This is a genomic window from Protofrankia sp. Cas4, from assembly GCF_963555915.1.
In the GTDB taxonomy this organism is placed as follows: domain Bacteria; phylum Actinomycetota; class Actinomycetes; order Frankiales; family Frankiaceae; genus Protofrankia.
Window position 1 is genome coordinate 8,277 of record NZ_CAUVXL010000018.1, and the last position, 20,310, is coordinate 28,586.

Genomic DNA, 20,310 nt, shown 5'->3' on the forward strand with positions numbered 1-20,310 from the left:
TGTACCGACGACTCGTCGGCGATGTCGACCCCGACCCCGATGGCAGTGTCCCCCGCGGCCACGATTGCGGCCGCGCGCGCAGCCGCGCCGTCGGCGTCGAGGTCGGCGACAACGACGGCTGCGCCCTCTTGGGCGAGCCGGTACGCGGTCGCCGCTCCGATCCCGTTCGCGGAACCGGTGACGATTGCCACCTTCCCGTCGAGGCGGCCCATCACAGGACTGCGCTCAGGGCAGCTGATTCGCGGAGTACCACAGCGTTCTCCTTCAGTTCAGCGATGTCGTCATTCGAGTAGCCCAGCTCCGCAAGGACCGCGTCCGTGTGTTCCCCGAGAAGTGGGCTCGGTGCGACTCGGCCGGGCATGTCCGAGAACGCGACCGGTGCCGCGTGGCGGAGGATCGTCCCGAAGAGCGGGTGTTCGACGTGGGTCACGAGTCCCGTCTCGACCAGGACGGAGTCGGTGTTCGTGAAGTCGGCCATCGAGCCTTCAAAAACCTCTACGACGCAGAGTCCGTGGCGCCCAAGAAGTTCTTCCCACTCCGTCGACCTTCGGGTAGCGAAGCACTCCGTCAACTCCTCGACGAGGTCGTGGTCGTGGTCCGCCCGCGTCCCCGCAGAGGAGAAGCGCGCATCGGAGACGAGGTCCGACCGGCCGAGCGCAGTCGTGAGCAACTCCCATTCGGTCTGGGTGGGGGCGGCCACCATGATCCACCCACTGGCGGCGGGATACAGGCGATAGAGCGCGTGTAGTCCCCGTTGGTCGGGGTCCGGCCCCTGGATCGGCGGCTTTCCCTCGTAGCGGACGTAGTCGTCGGCGTAGGCGTAGGCGTTGCCTTCGATCATGCTTGTTGCCACGAACTGGCCGACGCCACTGCGGCGCTGGTGGAGCAGCGCCAATGACAGGGCCGAGAGGACGGCGAGGGCCGCGTTGGAATCGCCGTCGACGGGTGGCTGCACGCGGCTGGCGAGCTGCCGGAGCTCCTCGACGCCGGCGCCGGCCGCTCGTTCGGGGGCGAGCCAGTAGCCCGCCTGACGGTGGTATGCGCCCGACGTCGCCGAGGCCGGCCCCGCGTACAGCGGGCGTTCGCTGTACGGCCCGTCCACGCCGTAGCCGCTGGCGTGCAGGTAGACGATGCGTGGGTTGAGGCGACGGACTGTTTCGTAGTCCAGCCCGAGGCTCGTCGCGACCTTGGGCCGGAAGCCGAACGCGAAGACATCCGCGCGGGCGAGCAGGCGCTCGATGATGGCGCGGCCCTGGGCTGACTTCAGGTCGACGGCAACGCTCTCCTTGCCCTCGAGCACCTTGACCGCTCCCGCCTCGGGAATGCCGTAGTTGACGCGCATCGGGTCGCCGGTGAGCGCTTCGATCTTGATCACGCGGGCACCGAACGACGCGGCCATGGTCAGGGCGAACGGCATGGCGTAGAAGTAGCCGAGCTCGACGATGGTGATGCCGGCCAGTGGATGCGGCAACGCCGCACCGGCTCGACCGACGGTCACGGCGGGCGGCGCCACGGCGGCGTGCTCGCCCAGAGCGGGCGCGGACCGGCCGATTCTCGATGGCGTCGCCGAGAAGGAGGCGATGGGCCCGATCTCGGCGATGGGTCCGACGACCGGGTCGAGCACCTCGACGATCTGCCCGTTGTGCAGGGCTTGGGGGTGCTCCATCGCCTCGTCGCCGGTGCGCACGACCTCAAACGCGATGTTGGGGTCGGCGAGCAGGATCGGGACCCATTCGTCCATCGTCCGCCGGCGGAACGCGTCGTAGAACGCCGCGCGGTAGCGGTCGGTGGCCACGGCGTCGGCGCTCGAGGGCCGGGCGACGGTGATCTCGAGCGCAGCGACGAGCGCGCGCAGCTGATGTTGCATGGTCGTCGAAGCGTTGATCCAGCGGCCGTCCTTGCTGCACAGCAGCGCCGGTGGGCGGGCGGGTGGCGCGGCGCGTGGCCGGTCCGGCTCGCTTGCCTGTTGCAGCCGGACCTGCCAGTGCATCGTGCCGAAGTAGTCGGCCGGCGTGAGTCCCTGGAGCAGCGTCGCGTCGAGGTGCTGGCCGCGGCCGGTGGTCTCGCGGGCCGTGAGCGCGGCGAGCACGCCGCTGCAGGCGAGATGACCGGCGCCGACGCTGGCCAGCGGCGCGGCCACGAACATCGGATCGTCGCCGGCCGGTCGGCCGGTGTAGATCCCCGGCGTGAAGAGGCCGGCCTTGGCGGCGACCGCCGCCTCGTATCCCTTGATCGACGCATAGCTTCCGCACCGTCCGAAGGCGGTGATCGAGCAGTGCACCAGCCGGGGATTGCGGGCCCGGAGCACGTCGTCGTCGATGCCCCACCGAGCGGTGACACCCGGTGCGAACCCGTCGATCACGACGTCGGCGCCCTGCGTCAGCTCGATGAGCTCGTCGCGCCCGGCCTCGGTTCGCAGGTCGATGACGACGCTCTCTTTTCCCCTGCACCAGACGAGGAAGCCTGACGGCATCTCGCGGCGTAACCGATCGCCTTCGGGCGGTTCGACCTTGAGGACGCGCGCGCCGTTGTCGGCGAGCAGCATCCCGCACAGCGCCCCGGCGATGCTGCCGCTACCGAGCTCGATCACGACCAAGCCGTCACAGCACGTCGTCATCGAATGTTCCCGGTGAACGCGAAGTCCTCGATGAGGGCCGCGAGCTCCGCCGGCTTGGCGCTCTGCACGCTGTGGCCGGCGCCGCTGACGATCTCGAGACGCGCCGAGGGCTGGCATCGGCGCACCTGATCCGCGTGGGCGTCCGGTACGTGAAAGGAATCGCCGCCGCGCACGAGCATCAGCGGGCACCGCACCGCCTCGAGATCAGCCCACAGCGCGCTGAAGTCGAGCGGCGGGTCGCCGGGCAGGCGGAGCCGGTCGTAGCGCCACGCCCAGCGCCCATCGGCCCGACGGTAGGAGTTGTGACGCGCACCGACCGCCACCGACTCGCGTCGTCGGCCGGTGGCGGCAACCGTCGAGTCGACGAGCTCGGCGAACGACGCGAACGACGGCTCGGCGCTGATGAGGGAGCTCCCCCCACGCTCCTGCGACGTCATCTCCACCTCGTGGACGCTGGGCGTGACGTCGACCACGACGAGCGCCCGCACGAGGTCGGGTCGCCGGGCTGCGAACCGGATGCCGGTCAGGCCCCCGAGCGACATCCCGACGACGACCACCGGCTCGGCGGTCAACTGCGGCAGCGCACCCGCGACGACATCAGCGTTGCGCCACGGCCAGTAGTCGCGATCGGCGCGATGGGACGACCGTCCGTGTCCCGGCAGATCGAGCGCGACCAGCGGGCGCTTCAGCGCCGGCGCCACGCCGTCCCAGGTGTGGGCGTTCTGGCCACCGCCGTGCAGGAGAAGGAGCGCCGGTCTTTGCTCACCCCAGATCACCGCGCTGAGCACCTCGCCGTCCGGGCCGTGGAGCTCCTCACGCCGAACGGCCACCTCCGGACCGCGCACGTAGACGAACTCGTCGTAGTCCTCGCGCCCGAGCGCGGCGAGCCGGACGCCCGCCTCTGCCTGCGGGTTGTCGAGACTCGACAGGTCGCCCGGGTCGGACCCGGTCACCCACGCACGCACGGCGCGGCGATGGACCTTGCCCGAACGGGTCCGCGGCAGGTCGGGCACGGCCAACACTGCCGACGGTCGCATCGGCTTGCCGAATGCCGTCGCGATCCGATCGGCGACCCCTGCCGTCAGACGTGCTTCGTCGGCGGGCGCGCACGAAGCCTGCACCACGAGCACGGCCACCTGTCCCTTGGTCGGATGGTCGACGCCGATCGCAGCGGCGGCGGTCACGCCCTCGACCTCGGTGGCGAGCGACTCGAGCTCGGCGGGCCCGACGCGCTTGCCGGCGATCTTCAACACGTCGTCCGACCGTCCGGGGATCTCGATGCTGCCGTCGGCGTAGCGCAAGGCACGATCGCCCTGGACCCACGTGCCGGGCAGGCGTGACCAGTAGGCGTCGAGGTAGCGATCGGTCTCGCGCCACAAGCCGCGGGTCATCGCCGGCCACGACCTCGTAACCACGAGCTCGCCCAGCTCGCCGGACACGGAGCGCCCCTCGTCGTCGACGACGTCGATCGCCATGCCTAGCGCGGGACCGGAGAACCGACCCGCGGAGGTGGCGACGTCGGGGTAGCTGGCGACGATGCAACCGCCCACCTCGGTGCCGCCCGACCAGTTGATGATCGGGACGCGGCCTCGCCCGACATGACGATGCAGCCATCGCCACGCGGGAAGGGTCCAGGGCTCGCCCGAGGAGAGGATGACGCGAAGCGTCGGGAGGTCGTACGGCGCGACCCACTGCTCGCCCGCGGCCGCGAGCGTGCGCGCGGTCGTCGGCGACAGCGCGTACTGGGTGATGCCATGCCGCTCGACGAACCGCCAGATGCGGTCCGGCTCGGGATGGTCGGCGACGCCTTCGAACAACACGGCCGTGGCGCCCAAGGTCAAGGGCCCGAGTGCGCCCATCGGTCCGGCGAGCCACCCCATGTCGCTCGGCCACGAGAACCGGTCACCCGACCCAACGTCCGCCGTCAGAGCGAGCTCCAGCATGAGGTTGTAGGGCAATCCGCCGTGGGTGTGCAGTGCGCCCTTCGGTCGACCGGTTGACCCTGACGTGAACGCGAGCAACCACGGCGTCTCGGCGTCGAACGTCTCGACCTCGCCTGCTTCGGCGGCGTCGGCCACGGTCTTCCACCGCACGATCGCCGGATGCGGCGGCAGCGTCTCGCCGAGGCGAGACACGACGACCACCGTCTCGACGTTCGCCGTGTCGGCGGCGGTCAGCGCCGTTTCGAGCATCATGCTCGGGCGCCCGCGTCGCATCATGCCGTCGGCCGTTACGAGCACTCGAGCCTCCGCGAGCTGCAAGCGCTCGGCCAGTGGCGCCGGTCCGTAGCCCGAGAACGCCGGCGCGACGATCGCGCCGAGACGGGCAACGGCGAGCATGGTCACGATCGCTTCCGGGACCATCGGCAGGTGCATGACAACGACATCGCCGCGGCCGACACCCAACTCACGGAACCCGGTGGACGCCCGACGCACCTCACTCGCCAACTCGGCGAAGCTCAACTCCCGCGACTCCCCGCCGTCGCCTTCCCAGATGACGGCCGGCCCGATGAGGCGGTCCACCCACCGCTCGCACGCCAGCCAGGACACGTTCGTGCCACCGCCGACGAACCAGTGGCCGAACGGTGCGCCGTCTGACTCGTCGCACAGCGACGTCCACGGCCGCAGCCACTGGGCGCCGACGAAGTCGAGCGCGGCCGGGTAGAACCATTCGGGATCGGCCGCGGCGCGGGCCGGGAACTCGCTGCGGTCGCCGACGCCGAGGACGGCAGCGAGCTGAGCCACGCGATAGCCGCCGACGAGGTCAGGGGGAGGGACCCAGCGGTCAGAATGGAAGGTTGGGGTCAACGCGCGCATCGAATGCCTCAGTTCCGCATGTAGGCGCCGGCGGCGACGTTGAGGATCTCACCGGTGATGTGGCGAGCGCGGTCCGACGCGAGGAACGCCGTCGCCTCGGCGATGTCATCGACGCCGACCGGTGTCCGCATCGGCGGGCTGGCGAAGTCGAGGATCTCCGGGTTGTCGTCCATGAACTTGGTGCCGACGACGACGCCCATGCTCACCGTGTTGACTCGGATGTCGTGCGGCGCGCCCTCGACGGCCATGCACCTCGTGAGCGCGTTGAGCCCGCCCTTCGTAATCGCGTAGGGCGACTCCAAACCGTCACCGCCGACGTCGGGGGCGTAGCTGCTCGTGTTGACGATGCTGCCCCCACCCGCGCCACGCATGATCGGCATAACTTGGCGGCAGAGATACCACGCCCCGGACAGGTTCACGCGAAGACACCAGAGCCAGTCCTCCGGGTCGTAGTCGAAGATCGCGCCTCGCACGTTGATCGTGGCGTTGTTGACGAGGATCTGGATCGGACCAAGCTCGTTGTTAACGGCATCGACGACGGCGTCGATCCGACCCCAGTCGCCGGCGTCCAGCGGCATGCCGACGACCGTCGCGGCCGGGTAGTCGGCGGCCATCTGCGCCGCCACCTCGGCCGCGCGACGCTCGTGGATGTCCGTCACTACGACGGTCGCGCCGCTGGCCGCAAGCCGCCGGGCGATCGCCTGCCCGCATCCGCGACCGGCGGCCGCCGTCACGAGAGCGACGCGACCTTTTAACTCTTCGTCCACCCGTTCCTCCTCAGCGGGGCAGGCCGAGCGTGCGTTCGGCGAGCGTGTTCTTCTGGATCTCGTCGGTACCGCCGGCGATGCGCATACCCGGCGCGAAGAGCACCGCGCGGCTCCATGTGCTGTCGCCGGCGTTGGCCGGGTCCCAGGCCGTCGTCGCCGGCCCGTGGATGCGCGCCCCGACCGTGGCGGCCCGCCGCAGCAGGTCGCTGTCGAGCAACTTGGCGATGGACCCTTCCGGCCCCGGCTCGCGGCCGGCAAGCACCGCGGCGTTGATGCGCTTTCCCACGTAGGCGAGCACCCGCTCGCGGATCACGATGTCGATGAGCTCGGCGCGCAGCACCGGATCGGTGGCGACGCCGCGGCGACGCGCCGCGGCGATGAGCGTCTCCGCGTCCGGGACTAGGCCCGCAGTCGCGCGGGTAGTGCCGAGCGAGACGCGCTCGCTCATGAGGCTGACGAGCGCCGCCGCCCAGCCGCGGTTGACCGTCCCGACGAGGTTCTGCGGCGGGACGTGCACGTCGTCGAAGAACACCTCGTTGAAGTGCGCCGTGCCGTCGATCTGGCGCAGCGGTCGAACGGTGATCCCCGGTGCCGCCATGTCGAGGAGGAACATCGTCAGACCGGCGTGCTTCGACGCGGCCTGCGGGTCGGTGCGCGCCAGGAGCAAGCCGAAGTCGGCGTGTTGCGCGCCCGACGTCCACACCTTCTGACCGTTGACCGTCCATCCCGACGCTGCGGATCCGGCCGCCCGCGTGCTCAGCGAGGCCAGATCGGAACCGGCACCGGGCTCGGAGAACAGCTGGCACCAGATCTCGTCGGCTCGCAGCAGGGGCGGGAGGTACCTCGCCTTCTGCCGGTCGGTGCCGAGCGCGAGCAGGGTCGGGGCGCAGACACCGAGCCCGACGACGAGCTCGCTGAGCGGGAGGCTGTACGCGGTCGCTTCCTCGTTGAACTCGATCTGCTCGCGGACGCCGAGGCCCGCTCCGCCGTATTCGGCCGGGTAGGTGATGGCCCCGAACCCGGCTGCGCACAGCGCCTGCTGGCAGTCGCGACTGCGGGCCAGCCCGTCGGCGGCGACGGCCTCCGACGGGATCCATCCACGTCGGGGGGCCTCGACGGCGAGCCACTGGCGGGCGCGGCCGCGAAAGCTCGACATCACGGCCGCAGCACTTGCCGGACGACGTCGAGCACCAGCCGGCAGCTCGCGTCGAGATCGACCGTCGGGTCGCCGAACCACTCGAAGTTGATGCCCTTCATCAGCGCCGCGACGGTCGCCGCCGCCGCCGGGGGATCGACGGAGGCCGGGATGCTTCCGTCGCGCCGGCCACGCTCGAACGCGGTCCGCAGCGTCTCGATATTCCGCGACGCGAACCGCGAGTGTTCGACGGCGACGTCGGGAACGCCGAGGACCGACTCGACGAGGATCACGACGCTGGCTCGCCAGTGCGCGGGGTGGCCCTTCGCGAACGCGAACGTCGCGGTGACCCACCGGTCCACGAACTCGCGGCCTGGGATGTCGGGATCGCAGGCGGCGGCCATGTGATCCGTGTAGCTCGCGTCGATCTCCTCCTGGATCGCCCTCAGCAGGCCGGCCTTCGACTCGAAGTGGAACGGAGCGAGGCCGTAGCTGTAGCCCGAGCCGCGGCTGACGTCAGCGAGCTTCATGCCGGAGTAGCCCCTGGTGGCGAGCAGTCCGATCGCCGTATCGAGCATCGCGGCGCGGGCCGCCCCCGAACGTTCGGCTCGACGCGTCCTGGCCTGCGGGCTTGCCTGCGGGCTTGCCTGCGGGCTTGCCTGCGGGCTTGCCTGCACGTTGGCCTGTGCGCTCACGACGCGTCCGGCGGCTCGAGGCCGTACAGCGAGGCCGCGTTGGCGAAGACGACCTTGTGCAGCACCTCGGGCGACAGGCCGGCGAGGTTCTGGCACACGGTCTCGCGGGCCGAGGACGCCGGGCTGCTCGGCCCGGGGGCGAGGCCCGTCTCGTGCGGAAAGTCGGTCTCGAACATCAGGCTGTCCTGGAACTCCTCGAACAGCGGCACGCTGGAGCGCTCGTGCCAGAACGTGGCGTACATCTGACGGTGGAAGTACGTGCTCGGGCGGTCGCGCTCGGGGTACTCGGCGGCCGCACCCGACGTGAGCCACAGCCAGTCGAGGTTCTCGAGCAGATAGGGGAAGTACCCGAACCCGCTCTCCACGGACACGAACTTCAGCCGCGGGTAGCGGTGGCACACCCCGCTCATGATCACGTCGCTGACGGCCTGCGCCGAGCTGGCGAAGTGCGGAGCGCTCTTGCGGACGAACGCTAGGCGGTCGGTGCGCTCCGCGAGCGCCCGCTTCGTGAGCTTCGCCCAGGCGCGCTCGCTGGACTCCTTGTCCCGCTGGCCGAACCCGATGTGGAAGTTCATCGACAGCTCGAGGTCCTGGGCCGCCGACAGGACGGGCGCCCAGGACGCGTCCGCGATGTTCGGCAGCCCGAGCCGGTTGAACAGCGCCGCGAACAGGACGCCGCGGTGACCGAGGGCGCGGCAGCGCTCCATCTCGCGCACCGACGCCTCGACGTCCCAGAACGGCAGCATCATCAACGGCACGAGGCGCCGCGGGTCGGTGGCGGCGAACTCGGCGAGGAAATCGTTGTACGCCTCCACGCAGGTCGTGGCGAGCTCGGGGCCGAGCTCGGTGAGGAACGCGTGCGCGTCGAACGCGATGACGTTCGGGTACAGGACCTGGGCCCACACGCCGTACTGGTCGAGCCGCTCGAGCCGCGCCTTGGCGTCGAAGCACGCAGGGTCGGCGTCGGCGAGCGTCGGCGGGTGCGACGGGAAATGCTCTGGCCAGCCGGCGGAGCAGTACTCGCCGACCGCGGAGAGCAGGACGTCGCCTACCTTCCAGCGTGACTCACCGGCGCTCTCGTCCCAGACCACCTTCGGGATGGCGTCGCCGAGGCTGGCCGGCATGCGCGCGGTCCACAGATCCTCGGGCTCGGCGACGTGGCTGTCGACGTCGACGATCGGGACGTCCCGGACCGTGGTCATGCTCGCTCCTCTGCATCCACCGGTCGGAATACCGGCAAGTTGATCTCGGCCGTCAGTTCCTCGAAGGACACCTGGACGCGCAGCCCGATGCGGACGTCGCCCGGTGGGCAGCCGACGACACTGCTGAACATCGGGTAGCCCTCGTCGACTTCGATGATCGCCAGGACGCTCGGCACGGGGAACCCGGCCGACGGGGCGTCGTGAAGGACGGTGTAGGAGTACACCGTGCCGCGACCTTTGCTGCGCTGCCACGCGACGTCCGCCGACCGGCAGACGACGCACGCGCCCAGCGGCGGGAAGAACGCGGTCCCGCACTGCCCGCATCGCAGGTACAGCAGCTCGCCGCGCAGCGCCGCGTCCCAGTAGGGCTGCGACAGCTCCGTGGGCTGCGGCACCGGCCGCCCGGACCATGCCGTCACCGTCATGCCCGGCTCCCCAGGATCAGCGCCTCCACGTGGTGCGCGCCGGGCACGGAGTTCGTGCACACCGCCAGCTCGGCCGCCTCGACCTGCCGGTCGCCGCAGTCGCCGCGCAGCTGACGGGCACCTTCGATCACCTTCAGCAAGAGCTGGCCCATCGTCGACCACGCGTGGCTCAGCAGGCCGCCGTCGGTGTTGGTCGGAATCTTCCCGCCCAACGCGATCGCCCCGCTCTCGACGAACGGCCCACCCTCGCCCGGTCGGCAGAAGCCCAGCATCTCGAGGTTGCGGATCACCTCGAACGCCGTCGGGTCGTACACCGACAGCACGTCGATGTCGCCCGGCGTGATGCCCACCTGCGAGTAGGCCACCTTCATCCGGTCGCCCCCGAGGTTGCCGTTGACCCGGTTGAGAGCCGGGTTGTGGTGCGGGCCGTCGTCCATCTCCATGGCGCCGGCGAGGACGTACACCGGTGGTCGCTTGAGGTCGCGCGCCCGCTCGCCGCTCGTCAGGACGACGGCGACGCCGCACTGGCCGACGAGGCTGCACTCAAGCAGGTGGAGCGGCTCGGCGATCCACCGCGACGCGAGGATGTCCTCGACGGTGAAGGGGCCGCGACCGAAGTGCATGGCCTCGGGGTTGCGGTAGCCGTTGTTGCGGATCGTCGCCGCGACTTCGGCGATCTGTTCATGTGTCGTGCCGTAGTCGTGCATGTGGCGCATGGCGTTCAGGGCGAACCGATGGATCGCGCCGGAACCGCCGTATGGATGGTTGAACTCGAGAGCGGCGTGGGTGACGTCGCCGTGTCCGTCGCTACTCGTCGCTCCCGACACGAACTGCGGTCCGCCGTGGTGGATCGCGGCCATGCGGTCGCGACCCGACTGCGGCGGGCCGCCGGCGGTCGCCGTGGCAACCACCACCGTCTCGCACAGCCCGGCCTTGATGGCCGCCGCGGCGTTCAGCACGCCACGGATGCCGCCGACGTCGAGGCCCTCGTCGATCACCCAGTTCAACGTCACGCCGAGCTGACGGGCCCAGTTCGTCGACCATGCCTGGTGCGAACCGCCAGGACCGGGCCACGTAGCGCACATGCCGTTGACGTCGCTCGGCTCGAGGCCGGCATCGTCAAGCGCTGCGAGTATGGACTTCAAGGTGAGGCTGGTGGCCGTCTCGTCGGGGATGTGCTTGGCCACCCTCGGCACGGCGACGCCGACGATGGCGACCGGATCATCACGAAGCACGGTCGCCTCCGGTTGAGCGAAGGTCGTCGAGACCGACGAGCATCGGGCTGCCACCCGTCATGTTGATGTTGTGGGCGTGTGCGAGCTGATGCAGGCTGAACGCGGCATCGATGCCCTGCTTCATCCCCATGGCGTCTTCCGCCTGGTTGACGGCCATCTTCGCGAGCATGAGGCCGAAGCTGGGCATCGCGGCGATGCGCGCGGCAATGGCGAGGGTCTGCTCCTCGAGCTCGGCGGCGTCGAACACGCGGTTGACCATGCCGACCTCGTACGCGCGCTGGGCCGAGATGCGCTCGCCGAGGAACAGGAACTCACGAGCGAACCGGCTGCCGAGCGCCCAGGGGTGGCAGAAGAACTCGATGCCGGGGCAGCCCAGGCGCACGACGGGGTCGGCGAAGAACGCGTCTGACGACGCGATGATGAAATCGCAGGCCCATGCCAGCGCAAGTGCCCCGCCGACGCATGCCCCGTGCACCATCGCGATGACCGGCTTGGGCACCTCGCGCCACCGCCGGCACATCCCGAGGAACGCGTCCTGCTCGTAGGCCATGATCCACTCCGCGCCCGGTTTGCCGTGCGGATGGCCCCAGAGGGACACGGGCTCGTGGTCGTGGTCCTGGGGCACGTCGTGGACGTCGTGGCCAGCGGAGAAGTGCGGACCGGCGCCTCGGAGGACGGCCACCCGGGCCTCGTTGTCGCGCGAGAAGCGGTAGAAGCACCCGTCCAGGGCATAGGTCATGTCTGCGCCCTGGGCGTTGCGCCGATCGGGCCGGTTGAGCGTTATCAGCGCCACCGCCCCCCGGCGCTCGTAGCTGACGTCGTCGCTTTGTGCCTGCTGGTCCGCTCCCGCCGCCTCGCTCTGTGCTTGCTGGTCCGTTCGGCGGCGACCCGCGCGCTCCGCGGGCGGCGTCGTTCCTCCGCCGACCGCTCCACTTGCTCCCGCCGCCTCGTTCCTCGGACGACCACTGCGCTTGCTCGCTCCTGCGCTCACGGCTGCTCCCGACGGGGTGCGTGCGCCATCCGACGCGCCACCCGCCATCCGCCGGCAGTGCGCACCAGCTCGTCGTGGTAGCTGGCGCTGCCGACGCGGCCCTTCGGCAGGAGCCCGATGTTCTTGCTGTAGGCCCGAGCCGTACCCGGCGCGTCGCCGTCGCTGACGACGATGTTGACGATGTTCACCGAGTACGGCTGCGTCCCGCCCTCGAACATGGTGCGGATCGCCTCGACGCCGGTCTGGCAGCCCTGGCCGAACGCGCCCGTGTCGAACACGGCGTCGGGGGTGAAGACGTCGGCCAGGTCGCCCCACGCCCGTCCGTCGACGATCTGGCCGTAGCGGCCCAGCACCTGGGTGATTTCGACGACGTCGGTCGCGTCCATGTCAGAACGCCTCCGGGTCGACCTGCACCGCGGCTGGAACCGGGTGCCGGAACAGTGCCGAGGCGTTCCGCCAGGTGATCGATGCTGCCTCGTCCGCCGGAACCGCCGCGAGCGAGCGCTCGAGCACCGCCTGGGTGTCGGGCCACGTCGAGTCCGCATGCGGATAGTCGGACTCCACGACGATGTTCTCGACACCGATGCGATGCCGCATCTCGATACCCGACGGCTCGTCGATCGCGCAGAACCAGAAGTTGCGACGGACCAGCTCCGACGGCGTCAGCTCGCTGCCGGCGAACGTGGCGAACATGTCCTCGTATTTGCGCATGTGGTCGAGTCGGTCGAGCAGCGACGGCACCCAGCCGACGCCGCCCTCCGACAGGCAGATCCTGATGCCGGGAAAGCGAAGCGGCACCTTGGCGAACAGCCAGTCGACCGCGGCCGCGATGTTCGACCCGAAGAGGACCGTGACGGCCTCGGGCGGCGCTTCCGGGGACACGGTCGGCGTGGTTCCCGACGAGCCGAAGTGCAGGCAGACTACGGTCTCCGTCTCCTCGCACGCACGGAAGAAGGGGTCCCAGTAGTCGGAGTACAACGACGGCAGGCCCATCTTGTCGGGCGACTCCGTGAACGAGACGGCGCGGAAGCCACGCTCGGCGTTGCGGCGGATCTCCGCGGCTGCGACCTCCGGGTCGAGCAGCCACGGGATCTGCAGCGGGATGATGCGCCCCGGGTGCGCGGCGGCCCAGACCTCGAGGTGGTAGCTGTTCCACGCTCGAACGGTGGCGAGCGCGAGGTCGGCGTCGTGGCCGAGCTGTAGACGATAGCCGGAGAAGCCGGCGAGGAACGACGGGAAGTTCACCGACGCGAAGATCCCATTGAGGTCCATGTCATGCACGCGGGCGTCGATGTCCCACGCGCCGCGCCGCATCTCGTCGAAACGGGTGGGCTCCCAGCTGTACTCGGAGACGGGGCGGCCAGCCACGGCGTTGAAGCCGACGTTGGGCAGCTCGGCGCCGTCGTAGGCCCAGATCTCGCCGCCGTTGTCGGTGGTGACGACCCGAGGCGCCCGATCGGCGAGGGCCGACGGGAGACGCCCCACGAACATGTCCGGTGGTTCGACGATGTGGTCGTCGACGGAGATCACGGTGTATTTCCGGGGCCGGCGATCGGGCTCCGGTAAGAACGTCGGGCCTTCACTCGTGCCCTTTCGGGTGACGGTGAAGTCAGTCGTCTGGATCTCATCCAGCTTGACCATCGGGTCCCTCTCCCTGACGACGGTGCATTTCCGTGGAAAGCGCATCGACGGCGAGCTCGACGGCGCGAGCGTCGATCAGCGCAGCCAACTCGACGGCTCCCGCCTGCGCGAGCATCTGGGGAAGGCGAGAGCGCAGACACCTCATCGCCCAAGGGACCATGGGACCGTTTGCGTCGGCGTCGAACGCGATCGCCCGGTTGCCGCCATCCACCGGGATGTAGTGGTAGTGCGGCGTCTGCGCGAAGCAATCGAAGCGCAGCAACTCCCTGTGCGTCGCCGATTCGCACACGTGGATCGACAGGCCGCCGTCGTCGGCGAACGCGCCGTCGTGCACGTCGTCGATGGCCGACGCCTCGCGCTGCCCGTCGGTGTATGCGGCCCGAACCGTAGCCTCGCCGAGCTCACGCTGCTCGAGCCCGAACATCACCGCCCCCGCAGGGAACCACCTCGTGCGTTCCTCGACCAGCGCTATCGGCGGCAAATCGTAGTCAAGCCCAAGTGTCAGACGCACCGAATCTCCCTCCCGACCCCAGTTTGACTGATCAATCAGTCAAGCACAAGACGATTGAGCTGTTTGCCGCGATGGACGCGATGTCATGAGCGGAGACGCAACAGCGCCCGTACCAGTCGGCTGGGTTCACAGCGACGGTGTGCTCGCCGAGAACTTCATCCGCCCAGGTGGGGGCATCCGTCTCGGGGCGCGGCGGCCGTGGCTGGTGGTGGCGCCAGGCTCTCGCGGGGGCAGCCGACGACCGCGGCATGATGATCGGCCGTGCTGTTGCGACTGGCCTACCTGCGCGTGACGAACGCGTTCGCGGTGCTGCGCCTGCTGCCGAGGAGTGATCGGGACAAGGACAGGGTGTGTCCGAGTCTGGTATCGGGCTACCCGTAGGCAGGCACGCAACGTCACTAAATGGATCAAGGTGTTGAGCCCATACGATCACCCGGCGAACAAGATCGTGCGGTTTGAGCCCGCATTGAGCCCATAACCCCCAAAGGATCTTCTTTGGTTGATCAAGAAAGCGAGATCACAGCAGGTCACAATCATGATCGGATGTGGACCCTGTGTACCAGCATCCGAACCGATTGATCTTGGTTGCTGGCCCTGAAATCACTGTCCGACCGGTCGCGACCCGGACCCTGACCAGGGACGACGCCCAGTGACCGAGTCGACCCCTACATCATCTAGCGAATCGAACAGACGTTCCGTAGGCCTGGCGGTTTCGGACGGTCCGGTCCGGCTCGTCACCGTGCTCGTGGGCGCCGTCGTGGCGTTGACCTTCCTGTTCGCGTTCGGGAACGTCGCGACGCTCGGTATACGGCTGGGGGTGCCGACCTATGTCGCATTCCTCGTGGCACCGGCGGTTGACCTCTCCGTCGTAGCGCTTCTGATCGGCACGAGGTGTCCCGCGACGCGCTGGATGTCCATGACGGCGTCGTTGACGGTGGGCATGGCCGGGAACGAGAAAGGCCCCGTCCTGGGCGAACCCGATCGAGGCGCACTTCGGCGTGTTGCGCCGGTTCGCGATCGCCAACAGCGAGCATCCGAACCACACCGTCCAGACCCACGCGCTGCACGACTACCTGCGCTGGCGCAACGCTCACGCCCGCCACCCCGACGTGCTGGCCGCCCAATGCCGCGAACGCGCCCGGGTTCGCAGCGAGAAACACATCCGTTGGGGCGGCCGTCCCCTGCCCACCGCAGCATGATCACAAAAGCCGGTGAACATATCGGGCCACGGCACTAGCAAGGGCTGTGGCGGCCGCCGGTTCTCCTCGTGTGGGAGGGCTGGCGGCCGCCGTCGTTCCGGGCCGTGACCTGGCCCGTCGCGGCGCTGGTCGGGTCCTGGCGGCCGCCGTCGCCTGGTCGCGGTCATGAGAAGTCGCCGATCCCGCGGCCAGGCACTCCTCGTCTTCGGTGGGGCTCTCCGGCAGCGGCAGTCCCAGCGAAGACGAGAAGTCTTCCCGACGATCAGCTTCCAAAAGGCCTTCCGGGCCACATACTGTTTCCCAACACCACAAACTTGCCCCGATCGGACGAGATCGTCCACGAACCGACGAAGGGGGAAGCGTGCCCGTTCTGACCGCGATCGGCTTCTTCTTGGGAGTCCTCCTGATGGCGCCGGTCGTCGTGCTCGCGACGCAGGTACCGGCCGGCATCGCCTGGACAGTCGCGCTGATCTACGGGATCGTCCTCGCCGCCGGCCTCGCGCTGGTCGAGAGGCGGACACGCGAGCGCCGCCAGCCGGAGATGTGGATGACCTTCTTCGGCTGCGGGTTCGTCATCGTCATCGTCGTCGCCGCCGCGATAGGCGCCTTGGCGGGTCACGTCCTCTCACAGGTCTTCATGGCGGCGATCCTGGTGTCGGCTTGTGCCCTCGCGTTCTACCTCGGCCGGCGCCGAGGCAGACCCCGGCCGCCGTCCGGCTCGGGGGCGCCCGGAGCGGGTCCGGCGTCCTGGCTGCGGTGGAGGCGTCCACGCAGGCGCTCCTGATCGGCCGTCGACGGTGAGCACCGGCTCGCCGAGGCGGAGGGTGACGACCGCGCGGGCGAGCGACTCAACCGCACCGGCTCGAGTTCCGCACCGCACCCAGATCGCCCGGGACTTCTCAGACGACTTCTCGCCTTGCGTGGGACTTCTGGCTATGGCGGTTTCGCGTGGGTGCTCGCGGAGTTCGCGGCCTGTCCCGACCGTCCCGTCCCGGCCCTGGCGGACCCGTGCGACGTCACCCGCGCCCACGACGACTTCTCGCGGGTCGCCGAGTCGACGCGGATCACGGTCCGGGCCGAGCGCCCCGGCTCGTGGCGCCCCTACCGCCGCGTCCGGGTGCTGCTGGGGCTGGCCCCCGCCGACGGTGGCGGCGACACGGACCCCGAAGCGCTTGCCGCCGTCCGGGAGATCGCCAAAGCCCCCCCGGACCAGCGCCCCGGCGTGCTGCTGCACTGGTTCCGCCGCCTCGCGGCCCGGGACGCGATGGACGCCGAGCCAGGTCGCGAGCCCGGTGATGTGTGCCTGCCGCCGTTCCCCGTGACCGAGGACGACGCCGCCGTCGTGCTGGCGCGGCTCACAGCGGAGGTGACCGACCACGGTGACGGGTGCGTGGACATCGGCCCGGTGGCGGTCGACTCGTACGTCCGGACGACGATCCTGCCCACGGCGACGGTCCAGGAGCTGGCGTGCGGCCTGGCTTCCGGGCTCCTCGGGGTCGAGACCCGCCCCGATGCCGGGGCCCCCCGTCCGGTCCCTGGCTCGATGCGCTGGTCCCGGGGCAGCACCCGCCTCGTTTTCCAGGTGACCGCGCCGCTCGCCCCGGGTTCGCAGGAGAGCGCGATCGAGATCAGTTCGCTGTCCGACCGCGGCCACGGGTGGTCGGCGGGCAACGTCGAGCGCGTGCGGCTGGAGGACGGCGGGCGCGTCGTCGTCGTCGAGCTCGACGACGCGCCCGCGTACGAGACGGTCCGCGTGCTCATCCGCGACACGGGTCCCACCCCGTTACTCGGCCGGAGTCCGCGGGTGCCGTTCGCGGGCGTCGAGGGCGGGCCGCCCGGGACGCCCGACGGCGGCCACGACGCCGTCGTCACCATGCAGCTCGAGTCCGGTGGGTATCGGGAGTCCGGTAACGAGGCTGGGAGGGCCGAGTCATGACGACCGTCGCCGGGGACGGCGGGCCGGCCAGCCACGCCCAACTCGCGAACCCGAGCGGGGTGGCGGTCGACCGCACCGGCACCCTCTACATCACCGACTTGGCCAGCCGCCGGGTGCGCCGGGTCGCCACCGACGGAACGATCACCACCGTGGCCGGGACCGGCACCGAAGGGTTTTCCGGGGACGGCGGGCCGGCCACCCACGCCCAACTCGCGAACCCGAGCGGGGTGGCGGTCGACAGCACCGGCACCCTCTACATCGCCGACCAGGGCAACCAGCGGGTGCGCCGGGTCGCCACCGGCAGCCAATAGCACCTTGGGTCGAATCGGCTCGATCGCACGGAGAATACGTCTCGCCGCCGGTCCGCAGCGTGCCGCCGAGCATCCTGATCGCGAAACACGGCGAGGACGGCCCATGAACGACTCGGGTACACCACCGGGTACATAACGATCACCGCGGGGTCACGCCAACGGCAGCAGCCCAGGTCGGATGGGAGCCGGCGAGGGGATTTGAACCCCTAACCGCTCGATTACAAGACGAGACACCGCGTATCCGAACATACCGGAACGTGCCGCGCCGTGCCGCAAAATCCGAGGTCAGGGCGTTTTTCGTGCCGGAACGTGCCGGCAAATGCCGCGCCGTGCCGCGGCATCCGCGCACGCAATGCGCACACACGCGGCCGGCGACTCCTTGACATAACAGTCATATCAATTGATACCGGACACAGAAAGCGCGCCGGTTACAATATGTAGTCGATCGCGAACTAGAGAGTCGGCCTGGCCTGTCCGGGGACGGAGCCAGCTTGCAACCGGCGACCGCGTGAGGGCCGGGCGGCCTCGACGGTTACTGGTTGAACGCGTCGTCGGCGCCATCGGCGAAGGCGTCCAGCTCACCGGGCGTGAAGACCAGGACGGGGACCCCGGCGCCACGCCATCCACGTCACGTTCAGGCACCCCCTGGATGCGAACCGAGCGCGGGCGGAGAGATGCTGGTACCGCGAACGGCCGAGGGTTGGTGGCGCTGCGCGCCTGCTGGCCGCGTGTCATCCTGTGAGCGGCCAGCCTCATCGACGAACCATCTGTCGCCTGGTTGGTGCCGGCAGGGCCGGGCCGCGTCCACGACCAAGGGCGTGAAGCGCCGCACAACACCGGTAGATCGTGACGTGGTCGACCTCGATGCCGCGTTCAGCGAGGAGCTCTTCGACGTGCCGGTAGGACAGCGCGTACCGCAGGTACCGCCGCGCCGCAAGTACGATCAACTCAGGCGGGAACCGGAACCCGTCGAACTCCGACACCGGAACCGGAACCGGTGGACAGGCACGACGTCGACGCATCACTCGATCATGATCGATCGACAGCCGTAGGACAGCAGATCCCACAGATGCAACTGTGAGCCTGGCGATCAGTCGCGGATCATGAAGGCTATCCGGCGAACTTGATCTATGAGAAACCGCCTAGACTCGGCCCCGAGAGGACGTGCGACGGGAGGTGGATGGTGGCCGGCTCAGGTGAGCACGTCAAGGCGCTCGTGCAGAGCCACGCGAGTGGTGACGACGAGGCGTTCTATTCCGTCGCGCTTCAGGTCGCAGCTCAAGCCGCCCGTCAGGGCCATCACCATCTGGCAGCTGATTTGAAGGCTGCCGTCGAGAACTCACGCGCTGAGCGACCGAGGAAGGTCACCTCGATCGCGCAACCCCGAGGCGATCTATCGGACCTGGTCATCGCTTCGCATCCGACCGTCAGCCTCAAGGACCTGGTCCTACCCGAGGATCTTGCAGCGCAGGTCCAGCGCATCCTGGTGGAGCAGCTTCAGCGTAAGAATCTGCTCGATCACGGTTTCGAGCCTGCCCACCGCCTCCTCTTCGAGGGGCCTCCGGGGACCGGCAAGACGATGACCGCCGCTGTGCTCGCGCATGAGCTGTCGCTGCCGCTCCTGACGATCCGTCTAGATAGTCTCATGAGCAAGTTCATGGGCGAGACCGCGGGCAAGCTTCGCCTCATTTTCGACTCCGCTGACGCTCAACGTGGCGTCTACCTGTTCGACGAGTTCGACGCCCTCGGCGGCGACAGAGCCGGGAACGATGTCGGCGAGGCTCGACGCATCCTCAATTCTTTCCTGGTGTTCTTGGAAAACAGTTCAAGCGAGAGCATGATCGTCGCCGCGACGAACCACCGGTCGATCCTGGACAGGGCGCTCTTTCGGCGCTTCGACATGGTTCTCGACTACGCATTGCCTGACGCCAAGCAGTCTGCGGCCGTCGTGCGCGGGAGGCTCGGCTCTTTAGCGAAAGGCATCCGCTGGACAGCGCTGGCTGACGACATGGCGGGACTCTCCCACGCTGATCTGGTGCGAGCAGCCGAGTCTGCTGCCAAGAGCGTCATTCTCGCCGGCGGGACCAAGGTGAGCGCCGATGACATCAGACTCGCCCTCAAGTCACGACAGGCGGCGAGCCTTGGCTGATGGCCGCGAGCACCTCAGCCACCTCCTTGTAGAAGCTCGTTCGACGGACGAAGAATTCCATCGCCAGGGTGGGGGCAACCCCCGTATCCGGCCGGTCGAAGACCGTGCCGGCCATGGTCGTGGTCGCCTTGGTGAGTTGCAGGCAGCCTTCTCCAGCGCCGATGAGGTCCGGGATGAGCAGCTCACCGAAGACGAGCTTCGCGCGCTCGGAACAATGATCACTCTCGAGGGTGAAGACCCGGCTTACCTCCTGAAGCTCGACACTCTCCAACAGCTCACGAACCATCGGGACCCACAACGCAAGCGACCGAGGTGGCTTCTCCTCTCGGTGCTTCCGGCCGACCCTATAGGAGGCACCCCTGAACGTGCCACAGTGTGGGTCAGCGATGAGTACCGAGCGAAGTTCCTCCAGCTCTTTGAGGACTACCTAGCCAAGGAGTCGCCGACTGGCAAGCCACGCAACAACGGTCTTGTTGCCAACATTGCCCATATCCGGTCGACCATTCTGCTCGATCTCTGGCAGTCCGACGGCGTCCCGCCCATGGGCGAGAAGACCTGGTGGGAGGTCTGGCTACGGCCAGGCGAGAATGGACCCAGCCTGCTACGGCTTTTTGCGAAGGCCAATGCTCTTAGCATGTCGGAACGCCTGCTCCGCCTCGTGGATCGCGACGTCATGTGGG

General features: G+C 69.1%; 18 protein-coding genes, 1 tRNA gene and 4 pseudogenes. 7 read left to right on the forward strand and 16 right to left on the reverse strand.

Going from position 1 to position 20,310, the window contains the following annotated elements; translation table 11 throughout:
* From U9979_RS01895 to U9979_RS01955, 13 genes are all read right to left on the reverse strand, one after another.
* A partial coding sequence (locus U9979_RS01895) for an SDR family NAD(P)-dependent oxidoreductase (protein ID WP_322778009.1) occupies nt 1-212 on the reverse strand: 212 nt, incomplete at its 3' end.
* Nucleotides 212-2,617, reverse strand: coding sequence for a CoA transferase (locus tag U9979_RS01900; RefSeq protein WP_322778010.1), 2,406 nt, complete (start codon nt 2,615-2,617; stop codon nt 212-214). The genes U9979_RS01900 and U9979_RS01895, both read right to left, overlap by 1 nt.
* Nucleotides 2,614-5,361, reverse strand: coding sequence for an alpha/beta fold hydrolase (locus U9979_RS01905; RefSeq protein ID WP_322778011.1), 2,748 nt, complete (start codon nt 5,359-5,361; stop codon nt 2,614-2,616). Before U9979_RS01905 ends, U9979_RS01900 begins: the two co-directional genes overlap by 4 nt.
* Before the next feature lie 80 nt (nt 5,362-5,441).
* On the reverse strand, nt 5,442-6,200 hold the full coding sequence (locus U9979_RS01910; protein WP_322751159.1) for an SDR family oxidoreductase: 759 nt from the start codon (nt 6,198-6,200) through the stop codon (nt 5,442-5,444).
* 10 nt (nt 6,201-6,210) lie between these two features.
* Nucleotides 6,211-7,356, reverse strand: a complete 1,146-nt coding sequence (locus tag U9979_RS01915) for an acyl-CoA dehydrogenase family protein (RefSeq protein ID WP_322778012.1) — start codon at nt 7,354-7,356, stop codon at nt 6,211-6,213.
* Nucleotides 7,356-8,030, reverse strand: a complete 675-nt coding sequence (locus tag U9979_RS01920; protein WP_322778013.1) for a TetR/AcrR family transcriptional regulator — start codon at nt 8,028-8,030, stop codon at nt 7,356-7,358. Before U9979_RS01920 ends, U9979_RS01915 begins: the two co-directional genes overlap by 1 nt.
* Nucleotides 8,027-9,232, reverse strand: a complete 1,206-nt coding sequence (locus U9979_RS01925; protein WP_322778014.1) for an amidohydrolase family protein — start codon at nt 9,230-9,232, stop codon at nt 8,027-8,029. Before U9979_RS01925 ends, U9979_RS01920 begins: the two co-directional genes overlap by 4 nt.
* A complete protein-coding gene (locus tag U9979_RS01930) occupies nt 9,229-9,657 on the reverse strand; it encodes a Zn-ribbon domain-containing OB-fold protein (protein WP_322778015.1) in 429 nt (142 codons plus the stop codon). The genes U9979_RS01925 and U9979_RS01930 overlap by 4 nt, the downstream gene beginning before the upstream one ends.
* Nucleotides 9,654-10,892, reverse strand: a complete 1,239-nt coding sequence (locus U9979_RS01935) for a thiolase family protein (RefSeq protein ID WP_322778016.1) — start codon at nt 10,890-10,892, stop codon at nt 9,654-9,656. Before U9979_RS01935 ends, U9979_RS01930 begins: the two co-directional genes overlap by 4 nt.
* Entirely contained in the window at nt 10,882-11,883 is a 1,002-nt protein-coding gene (locus tag U9979_RS01940; protein WP_322778017.1) for an enoyl-CoA hydratase, read from the reverse strand. The genes U9979_RS01935 and U9979_RS01940 overlap by 11 nt, the downstream gene beginning before the upstream one ends.
* Entirely contained in the window at nt 11,880-12,269 is a 390-nt protein-coding gene (locus U9979_RS01945; protein WP_322751466.1) for a nuclear transport factor 2 family protein, read from the reverse strand. Before U9979_RS01945 ends, U9979_RS01940 begins: the two co-directional genes overlap by 4 nt.
* A 1-nt stretch (nt 12,270) precedes the next feature.
* Complete coding sequence (locus U9979_RS01950; protein ID WP_322751465.1) at nt 12,271-13,524, reverse strand: amidohydrolase family protein; 1,254 nt, start codon at nt 13,522-13,524, stop codon at nt 12,271-12,273.
* Nucleotides 13,508-13,948 carry a hypothetical protein gene (locus tag U9979_RS01955; protein ID WP_322778018.1) on the reverse strand — a complete coding sequence of 147 codons (441 nt, stop codon included), beginning with the start codon at nt 13,946-13,948 and terminating at the stop codon, nt 13,508-13,510. Before U9979_RS01955 ends, U9979_RS01950 begins: the two co-directional genes overlap by 17 nt.
* A 790-nt stretch (nt 13,949-14,738) precedes the next feature.
* Here U9979_RS01955 and U9979_RS25020 point away from each other — a divergent pair.
* The 5 genes and pseudogenes from U9979_RS25020 to U9979_RS01975 all read left to right on the forward strand — a co-directional run.
* Nucleotides 14,739-14,927 (forward strand): annotated as a pseudogene (locus U9979_RS25020) (hypothetical protein); the annotation flags it as partial.
* A 73-nt stretch (nt 14,928-15,000) separates the two neighbouring features.
* Nucleotides 15,001-15,234: pseudogene (locus U9979_RS01960) on the forward strand (IS630 family transposase); the annotation flags it as partial.
* A gap of 361 nt (nt 15,235-15,595) precedes the next feature.
* Nucleotides 15,596-16,018 carry a hypothetical protein gene (locus tag U9979_RS01965; RefSeq protein WP_322778019.1) on the forward strand — a complete coding sequence of 141 codons (423 nt, stop codon included), beginning with the start codon at nt 15,596-15,598 and terminating at the stop codon, nt 16,016-16,018.
* Nucleotides 16,019-16,186: 168 nt separating this feature from the next.
* Nucleotides 16,187-17,170 (forward strand): hypothetical protein, encoded by a 984-nt coding sequence (locus U9979_RS01970; RefSeq protein WP_322778020.1) that lies wholly within the window; start codon nt 16,187-16,189, stop codon nt 17,168-17,170.
* A complete protein-coding gene (locus tag U9979_RS01975) occupies nt 17,167-17,481 on the forward strand; it encodes a hypothetical protein (RefSeq protein ID WP_322778021.1) in 315 nt (104 codons plus the stop codon). The genes U9979_RS01970 and U9979_RS01975 overlap by 4 nt, the downstream gene beginning before the upstream one ends.
* A gap of 183 nt (nt 17,482-17,664) precedes the next feature.
* Here U9979_RS01975 and U9979_RS01980 read toward each other — a convergent pair.
* Together U9979_RS01980 and U9979_RS25025 are read right to left on the reverse strand one after the other, a co-directional pair.
* Nucleotides 17,665-17,752: transfer RNA gene (locus tag U9979_RS01980), tRNA-Thr, on the reverse strand.
* Nucleotides 17,753-18,232: 480 nt separating this feature from the next.
* Nucleotides 18,233-18,464, reverse strand: a pseudogene (locus tag U9979_RS25025) (IS6 family transposase); the annotation flags it as partial.
* 200 nt (nt 18,465-18,664) lie between these two features.
* On the opposite strand from U9979_RS25025, the gene U9979_RS01990 reads away from it, so the two are divergent.
* Entirely contained in the window at nt 18,665-19,630 is a 966-nt protein-coding gene (locus U9979_RS01990; protein WP_416219223.1) for an AAA family ATPase, read from the forward strand.
* Here U9979_RS01990 and U9979_RS01995 read toward each other — a convergent pair.
* Complete coding sequence (locus U9979_RS01995; RefSeq protein WP_322778023.1) at nt 19,599-19,916, reverse strand: hypothetical protein; 318 nt, start codon at nt 19,914-19,916, stop codon at nt 19,599-19,601. The two genes, U9979_RS01990 and U9979_RS01995, sit on opposite strands and share 32 nt — an antisense overlap.
* Between U9979_RS01995 and U9979_RS02000 the strand changes: the two are divergent.
* A pseudogene (locus U9979_RS02000) lies at nt 19,845-20,310 on the forward strand (subtilisin family serine protease); the annotation flags it as partial. The gene U9979_RS01995 and the pseudogene U9979_RS02000 sit on opposite strands and share 72 nt — an antisense overlap.